This window comes from Fimbriimonadaceae bacterium, from assembly GCA_019638795.1.
Taxonomy (GTDB): Bacteria; Armatimonadota; Fimbriimonadia; order Fimbriimonadales; family Fimbriimonadaceae; genus JAHBTB01.
The window spans coordinates 324,087-332,086 of sequence record JAHBTB010000002.1; the positions used below are offsets into that span (position 1 = coordinate 324,087).

Sequence of the window (8,000 nt, forward strand, 5' to 3'; positions counted from 1 at the left end):
ACCTATACTGGGGGAGGAGGCCCATCGACGATGATCCGCTACCACCGCCTTGGCGACTTGCCCGCCAAGAAGCACGTCCAGTTCCGCCAACCTGACGGCTCGCTCTACGCCGAGCAACTGTTCAGCACCATCGGCTTCGACGGGCCGATGACCACGCTCTACCACCGGAACCTGCCCACCGAAGTCGCCGGGTGGGAAGACCTCGGCCCGGCCGCGCCGACATACCTGGCCGACGAGCCCCTGCGCCACCGCCACCTCAAGACCGCGCGGATGACGCCGCGCGGCGACTGCGTCACCGGCCGCGTGCCCCTCATGGGGAACCGCGACTGCGTTTGGAACCAGGCCCTGGTGGCGGAAAACCAGCCGGACACCACGTTCTTCAAGAACGCCGAGGCGGACGAGATCTACTTTCTTCACGACGGGACGGGGCGGTTGGACTCTATGTACGGCAGCTTGGCGGTGCGGCCCGGCGACTACGTCGTCATCCCCCGGGGGACCATCTACCGGTTCCACTTCGAGACCTTTCCGGTCCGCGCGGTCGTGCTTGAATCCCACGGCCCCGTCACCACGCCCCGGCGCTACCGCAACGAGTACGGTCAGATGTTGGAGCACGCCCCGTACTCCGAACGCGATTTTCGGGCCCCGGACTCCTTGGTGCCTCATACCGACGAGGGGGACTACGCCGTCGTCGTCAAGGCCCGCGGACGGCACACGCGGTACCGCTACCGCTTCCACCCGCTGGATGTCGTCGGGTGGGACGGGTTCGTCTATCCGGTCGCGTTCAGCATCCATGACTTCCAGCCGATCACGGGTCAGCTCCACCTGCCTCCGCCCATCCACCAGACGTTCGCGACGCCCAACTTTGTCGTCTGCTCGTTCTGCCCCCGCATGCTGGACTACCATCCCGACGCGATCGTCATCCCCTACAACCACTCCAACGTGGACTCGGACGAGATCCTGTACTACTGCAACGACAAGTTCGGGTCACGCAAGGGCATTGAGGAAGGGTCCATCACGATGCACCCCCTAGGCATTCCACACGGTCCCCAACCGGGGGCGGTCGAGGCCTCGATCGGGGCGACCCGGACCAACGAGCTGGCCGTGATGATGGACACGTTCAAGCCGCTGGCCCTCACCGCCGAGGCCCTCGCCCTCGAGGACCCCGACTACTGGAAGAGCTGGCAGACCAGAGCTTAGCCGCCCGGCGGCGGGGCCGGCTTGCTCAAGGTCGGGTCGGCCAGGAAGTCGCGCCGGTAGCGCATCTTCTGCACGACCTCGAGTTCGTACCGGGAAAGCTCTTTGCAAGACGGGCAGGCGTGCTCCGCGGCGACGGCGGCGAGCACGGTGGCCAGTTCGCGGATGTGCCCGGTGTTGACCTTCTTGTCGAAGAGGGTCGCCATACCTGCCTCGCTCTTGATGAAGTCGTGGACGGACGCCTGTTCGGTGTGGCCGTCGGGGAACACGACGGTGACGGGGTCGTCGCCGGGATAGAACTGTTGCTTGGCGGAGCGGAGTTGGGCAAGGCGGAACGGCTTGGAGAGGAGCCCGGCCCGCTGGAAGACGGCGACGAGACGCTTGTCGTGCACACAGGCCATGTTCGCGTCGGGCCCCTTCCGTTCCTCGCCCGTGGCCAAGTCGAGCACGACGAGCGCACCGTCGGCGTCGACCTCGACGCCGTAGTCATGGAAGTCCTTCTTGAAGTTCACGGGGTCGGACGTCTTGTAGGCGAGCATCATCTTGCCCAGAGACCCGGCGCCCTCCTTCAGGGAAGCGAACTGGATGAAGCCGATGGAGACGTAGCCGGTGTCGTAGGTGTTGACGGCGTCAAAGCCACCTTCAAGAAGCGAGACCGCCCCCATGACGCGTCGGTCGGACGCGGAAAGCCCGGCGTCGACAAACAGGCGGTCTAGTTCTGCCGGTGCCATCTCTTTGACCGGCACCCCCTCGCTGGCGACCCCGTCGGCGAACCGATAGTACGCGTACTTGCGCCTGACCTTGACGTTGTCGTGGTAGCGCACGATGAGGTCGTCAAACTGGACGGTGAAGTCGGTGCGCCGCATCGTCAAGTAGAACGGCGGGGGCGGTGCCCCGACGAGGGCGACCATGTCGGCCGGGCAGGGGCCAGGGTCGGCGGGCGGCATGGGCAGCCGTGGGGCGCCTCCCCGGGCGGCGGGGAAGTTGAGGTCGACGGCCTTGTGCTTGGCGACGCCCTCGTCGTGGTTTACCTTGGCGTCGATCCAAGCGTCCGCCGCCTTCTGTTCCGGTGTCTTGCCGGCGGGGTCCTGGGTGGGGATCACCTTGCCGCCGTTGCCTTGCCGGGCCTTGAGATAGGCGAGGAGCCATGTGCTTGCCTCCGGGTTGTACACCGCGGCCCAGGGGCCCATTGTCTCGGCGTCGATGACCGGCTTGGTCGTCAGCCGGTACTCAGGCTTCCAAAATTCGACGATTTGCCGGGCTTCGTCCGGCGTGAACAGAGCGGCATGGCCCACGATGGCGGCGGCGACGATTGTCACCATGTCTCGAAGGATATCAGCCTCCGTTCTGTTTTGGTGGCTTTTCCACGGGCTTTTTCTTAAGGGGCGACTCGAAGTCTTCGGGTTTGCGCGGTTCGGGAGGCGGGCCGAGGGGAATCGCGACCTTGGGGTCGGCACCCTCGGGAAGCTGGGGCGCCGTTTCCTCGCGGGGCGGTGCGGCGGGAGTCGTCGCCGTCCCCCCGTGCGGTTCCCAGGCCAAGGGGTTGGCGGGGCGCAGGACACCCGGCCCGGCGGTGGTGCCGGGCAGGGGCGGCGGCGCGGGGCGGCTACTGGCCACGGCGGCCCCTGGTTTGCTGAGCCCGGCGACCGCGGTGAAGTCTTGGCGGTAGCGCAGGGCACGGACGAAGTCACCCTCGTAGACGGCAAGGTCGGCGGCGGAGCGGGCGCCGGACCTGACCGCTTGTCCTTGCACGACGTTGAGGACGGTGCTGACGTCACCGGTGTTGACGCTCCGGTCGAGCAAGGTCGCCATGCCCGCGTCGGATCTGAACACGTCCGCCAGGCGGGCAGTGTACGTCCTGCCGCCGGTCGTCCAGGTGGCCCGCTTGTCCCCGGGCCAGAAGAGGGCGATGGCGGTGCGGACTTGGGCGGCCTGGAACCCGGGGCTTAACCGTCCGGCGCGGGACAGGACGGCGGCAAGCCGGGCGTCGGTGCGCACCCGCCACGCGGCGGCGGCGGCATGGAGTTCCCACCCCGTGGCCGGGTCGATGACGACCAGGGCGCCGTCGGGCGTGACGTCGATGCCGAACCGGTGGAGGTGCTTGACGAAACCGGCCTTGTCCGCGTTACGCCAGGCCAAGAGGACCGACCCCAGGGAGCCACGGCCTTCGGCCATCGCGGCGAACTGGACGATGCCGACGCTGACGCGGCCGGTGTCGTAGGTGTTGACGGTGTCGAACCCGCCTTCCAGGCGGGCGACGGCCTGCAGGACGCGCCCGCGCTGGTCGTTGGCGCCGACCTGGCGGCGGGCGGCGGCCCAGAACGACTCGCCGGTCGCCACGCCGGGGATGTCCACCCCGCCGACGGTGCGCAGGTAGGGAAACTCGCGGCGGGTCTTGGGAGTGTCGGCGGTGAAGACGGTGCAATCGGGGAGTGCCACCGTGTACCGGCGGGCATGGAAGGGCCGGGCGAACCGGGGTGCCTCGCCGACCAACTGTCGGACCCGTGCGGGGGTGTCGGCCCGGGCGTCGGGCAGGGGTTCACGCCCCTCGTTGAGCGCCTTGGCCTCTTGTTCGGCGACAGCATAGTCGACGTCGATCCGGCGGCGGAGCCAGACGTTGGCGTCGATCTGGTCGCGGGTCACGGGAGTGGGGTCGCGGTCGGGCATGACGGGCTGGCCGGGATAGAAAGCCTTGTAGTAGGCAAGGAGCCATGCGGAGCCTTCCGCAGTCGGTGCCGCGACGTAGGGGGCACCAGGGTTCTGGTCTTCGACCCGGAACCGGTCGGGACTGGCCCACCAGGCGCGGACAGCGGCGGTCTCAGACGCCCCGAAACGCGTGACCATCAGGGGATCGATGACACGGTTGGCGAGGGCGACGATCAGGCAGGCGAGCATGGCCGCTATGGCTTTGGACGCCCGGCGGCCGGGCTTGGGTTCAGTTGAGCCGAGACGCCTTGAGCCGGACCTGGGCGAGTTCAATCTCTTCGACGGCCCGCTCGGTCGTCATCGAACTGGCCTCGCCCCGGAGCGCGCGGCGGGCCTCTTCGAGGATCCTCTCGGCCTCGGCCACGTCGATCTCGGTGCTCCGTTGGGCGTGCGCGGCCAAGACGATGACCTTGTTGTTCGCGATCTCGGCGAATCCTCCCGAGGTGGTCACGTAGTGACGCTGGCCGCCGTTGTCGCGAAACTCCACGATGCCCGGGCGCAGGGCGACGATAGTCGCCTCGTGGTTGGCCTGGACACCCAGGTAACCCTCGACACCCGGCAACACGACCGCCTCGACATTGTCTTCGAACACCGTCCGGTCGGGGGAGACGACGGAAAGATGGAACTCGGTGGCCATGGTGGTCGGCGGCGATGTTACCCTCGCCGCCGACGGCGGCTCAGAGACCTCGTAGGGCGGCGACGAGGGTGTCTTGCTCTTCCTTGGAGAGTTGGGGGGCCTTGCGCGGCGGCATACGCCGTGACTCGACCAGGTCAGCGGCCTTGGCCAGCTTGTCCTTCATCGCTTCGGCGTCCTTCTTGGACTTGATGGCGCCAAGATCCAGGCCGCCCTTGGCGTCCGCGCCGGTGTGGCAGGCAGAGCAACGGCTGGCGATCAGCGGCAGGGCGTCCTTCTCGAGGTCGACCTGGGCGGCAGCCCCGGTAAGCTCCTTGTCCTTGGCGGTCTTTTCGGCGGCGTTGGCCGGGGCCGGTGCGGTGCCGACTGCCCCAGGGGCCGTCGGGGCGGGCGAATCGCTCGTCTTGGCCGGTTCCGACGAACAACCGGCGAAGACGAAGACGGCGAAAGCGGCCAGGATCATGGCGGTGCGCTGCATCCGCCTCAGTTTAACCTGGGCGGACTGGGGCCGAGGACGACCGGCCGCGGGGTATGACGGAGTCCATGGAGCAGACGACCCTTGGCCGGACGGAGCTCAAGGTCAGCCGCATGGGGCTGGGGTGCGGTGGGCACAGCCGCCTGGGTCTGGCCCTGGGCAGGTCGACCTCGGAAGCGGCGGATGTCGTGCGCGCCGCGCTCGACTTGGGGGTCAACTACATCGACACCGCCGAGTCGTACGGTACGGAGCCGGTCGTCGCCCTCGCCCTCAAGGGCGTGCCGAGAGAATCGGTGGTGCTCTCGACGAAGGTCGGGAGCGGCGACGACCAGGGCCCGTTCAGTCCGTCCGTCTATCGCCAACGGGTGGAGGCATGCCTTTCCCGCCTAGGCACCGACCACATCGACGTGATGAACGTCCATGGCGTCTTGCCGGGTGAGTATGCGCGGGTGCGGTCAGACCTAGCGCCTGTCCTCGTCCGCATGCGCGAGGAGGGGAAGGTCCGGTTCCTGGGTGTCACCGAGCAGTTCCTCAAGGACACCGCGCACGCTATGCTGGGACAGGCCTTGGCCGAGGACGACTTGTGGGACGTCGTCATGGTCGGTTACAGTGTGGTCAACTTCTCCGCGGAGGGCCAGGTCATGGACATGGTGAGGAAGAACGGCTGCGGGACGCAGGTCATGTTCGCCGTCCGAAGGGCGTTGTCGCGGCCTGAGGCCCTGATGGAGTTGATGGACGGTTTGGTCGCTTCCGGCCAGGTCGACCCCGCGTCGTTTGACCGGTCCGACCCGCTGGGGTTCATGGGCCCGGACCTTGTGGACGCGGCGTACCGTTTCGCCCGGCATGAGTCAGGGATGGACGTCGTCCTGTCAGGGACCTCCTCGGTCGACCACCTGCGGGCCAACGTCACCTCGATGAACGCGCCGCCCTTGCCCCCGGAGGTCGTCGCCCGGGCCCGGACGATCTTTGCCCGGGTGGACTCGGTGAGCGGGAACTGAACATGGCGACCGTCGCAGACCTCCGCCGGATCGCCCTCTCCTTCCCTGGGGTCGTGGCGGCAGACGGTGAACAACCGGGCTACAACGTCATGGTGAAGGGCAAGGCGAAGGGCATCGCTTGGGCATGGCGCGAGCGTGTGCACCCTAAGAAGCCGAGGGTGGTCAACCCCGAGGTCTACGCAGTCCGCACGCCGAACATGATGGCCAAGGAGATGTTGGTCCAGGAGGGTGCCGCGACGGGCAAGTTCTTCACCGAACCGCACTACAAGAACTACCCGGCGATCCTGGTGCGCCTGGAGTTGGTGGACTGTGACGAACTACGCGAGGTTTTCGAACAAGGCTACCAAAGCGTGCTGCGCAAATAGCGGTTCCTCGGTGCGTTCAGGTCTAGGCCGCAACCAAATGACACTATTGCGGGCCGAAACACGGTTTGCCACCGACCCCCGCACGAACCGCTCATGAGAAGCGGGAGGGTGCGAGGATCGGTTTATCAAGCTCACGCAGACTGCAGCTTCTTGGCCTTCTCGTACAGATCGTCGAGGCCGCCGCAGTAGAGGAACGCCTGCTCGGGCAGGTCGTCGAGGTCGCCGGCGATGAGCTTCTTGAACGCTTCGACGGTCTCGTCGATCGGCACATAGCGGCCCGGGTTTCCGGTGAACTGTTCGGCGACGAAGTTCGGCTGGCTGAAGAAGCGCTCGATCTTGCGGGCGCGGGCGACCAGCGTCTTGTCGTCGTCGCTGAGCTCGTCGATGCCGAGGATCGCGATGATGTCCTGCAGTTCGCGGTACCGCTGCAGGGCTTGCTGCACTTCGCGGGCGACCCGGTAGTGCTCGTCACCGACGATGCGCGGGTCGAGGTTCTTGGAGGTCGAAGCCAGCGGGTCGACGGCCGGATAGAGGCCCTTCGAGGCGATGCCGCGGTCGAGATAGACGTAGGCGTCAAGGTGGCTGAAGGTCGTGGCCGGGGCCGGGTCAGACGGGTCGTCGGCCGGGACGTACACCGCTTGGACCGAGGTGACCGAACCCTTAGTCGTTGAGGTGATGCGCTCCTGGAGGAAGCCCATCTCGGTGGCCAGGGTCGGCTGGTAACCGACGGCGCTGGGCATACGGCCGAGAAGGGCGGAGACCTCAGAACCGGCCTGGACGAACCGGAAGATGTTGTCGATGAAGATGAGGACGTCGGTGCCGACGGTGTCACGGAAATACTCGGCCATCGTCAGGGCGGTCAGCGCGACGCGGAGGCGGGCTCCCGGCGGCTCGTTCATCTGACCGAAGACCATGGCGGTCTTGTCGATGACGCGCTTCATTTCGCCGCTGGCGTCCTTAAACGTCGTCTCCTTCATTTCGCGCCAAAGGTCGTTGCCCTCGCGGGTGCGCTCGCCGACACCAGCGAACATCGACACGCCCGAGGCTTCGACCGCGATGTTGCGGATGAGCTCTTGGATGAGGACCGTCTTGCCCAGCCCGGCGCCGCCGAAGAGGCCGATCTTTCCGCCCTTGTTGAAGGGGATCAGCAGGTCGATGACCTTGAGACCGGTCTGGAGCAACTCGACTTTGACGCTTTGTTGGCTGAAAGCGGGCGGCTGGCGGTGGATAGGCAGGTAGGCCTCGGCAGTCACGTCGCCCACGTTGTCGATGGGCTTGCCGAGCAGGTTGAAAACGCGTCCGAGGGTCGCTTCGCCGACCGGCACGGTGATCGGGCCGCCGGTGTCGTGGACATCGAGGCCGCGGACGAGTCCGTCGGTGGAGGACAGGGCGATGCAACGCACCATGTCGTCGCCGAGGTGCTGGGCGACTTCGCAGGTCAGGTCGATGCCGAGCTTTTCATCCTTGATCGTGACGGCGTTGTAGACCTCAGGGAGGCCTTCGTTCGGGAAGCGGCAGTCGACGACAGGGCCTGTGACTTGAATGACGGTGCCAACGGCAGACATGGGGTTCAGCGGTCCTCCAAAGTGACCGGGGCCTCCCCCGGGTCAGCGCGGATTATACCGACG

At 66.8% G+C, this 8,000-nt stretch carries 8 protein-coding genes; 3 read left to right on the forward strand and 5 right to left on the reverse strand.

Features of this window, described 5'->3' with window-relative positions; genetic code table 11:
- Positions 1 to 30 precede the first annotated feature (30 nt).
- Positions 31 to 1,197, forward strand: coding sequence for a homogentisate 1,2-dioxygenase (locus KF857_04935; protein MBX3111335.1), 1,167 nt, complete (start codon positions 31 to 33; stop codon positions 1,195 to 1,197).
- On the opposite strand, the gene KF857_04940 is transcribed toward KF857_04935, so the two are convergent.
- Genes KF857_04940 through KF857_04955 form a run of 4 tightly spaced genes read right to left on the reverse strand, consistent with a single transcriptional unit; the run spans position 1,194 to position 5,012 of the window.
- Positions 1,194 to 2,516 (reverse strand): hypothetical protein, encoded by a 1,323-nt coding sequence (locus tag KF857_04940; protein ID MBX3111336.1) that lies wholly within the window; start codon positions 2,514 to 2,516, stop codon positions 1,194 to 1,196. The two genes, KF857_04935 and KF857_04940, sit on opposite strands and share 4 nt — an antisense overlap.
- A 13-nt stretch (positions 2,517 to 2,529) precedes the next feature.
- Complete coding sequence (locus tag KF857_04945) at positions 2,530 to 4,089, reverse strand: hypothetical protein (protein ID MBX3111337.1); 1,560 nt, start codon at positions 4,087 to 4,089, stop codon at positions 2,530 to 2,532.
- Positions 4,090 to 4,129: 40 nt separating this feature from the next.
- Positions 4,130 to 4,537 (reverse strand): ATP synthase F1 subunit epsilon, encoded by a 408-nt coding sequence (gene atpC / locus KF857_04950; GenBank protein MBX3111338.1) that lies wholly within the window; start codon positions 4,535 to 4,537, stop codon positions 4,130 to 4,132.
- Between the two features lie 40 nt (positions 4,538 to 4,577).
- Entirely contained in the window at positions 4,578 to 5,012 is a 435-nt protein-coding gene (locus KF857_04955) for a hypothetical protein (protein MBX3111339.1), read from the reverse strand.
- A gap of 65 nt (positions 5,013 to 5,077) precedes the next feature.
- Between KF857_04955 and KF857_04960 the strand changes: the two genes are divergently transcribed.
- Both KF857_04960 and KF857_04965 read left to right on the forward strand, forming a co-directional pair.
- Positions 5,078 to 6,007, forward strand: coding sequence for an aldo/keto reductase (locus KF857_04960; GenBank protein MBX3111340.1), 930 nt, complete (start codon positions 5,078 to 5,080; stop codon positions 6,005 to 6,007).
- 2 nt (positions 6,008 to 6,009) lie between these two features.
- Positions 6,010 to 6,372 carry a hypothetical protein gene (locus KF857_04965; protein ID MBX3111341.1) on the forward strand — a complete coding sequence of 121 codons (363 nt, stop codon included), beginning with the start codon at positions 6,010 to 6,012 and terminating at the stop codon, positions 6,370 to 6,372.
- Between the two features lie 131 nt (positions 6,373 to 6,503).
- On the opposite strand, the gene atpD is transcribed toward KF857_04965, so the two are convergent.
- The gene (gene atpD / locus KF857_04970) at positions 6,504 to 7,937 is read right to left on the reverse strand and encodes a F0F1 ATP synthase subunit beta (protein ID MBX3111342.1); all 1,434 of its coding nucleotides are present in this window, start codon (positions 7,935 to 7,937) and stop codon (positions 6,504 to 6,506) included.
- Positions 7,938 to 8,000: the final 63 nt, after the last annotated feature.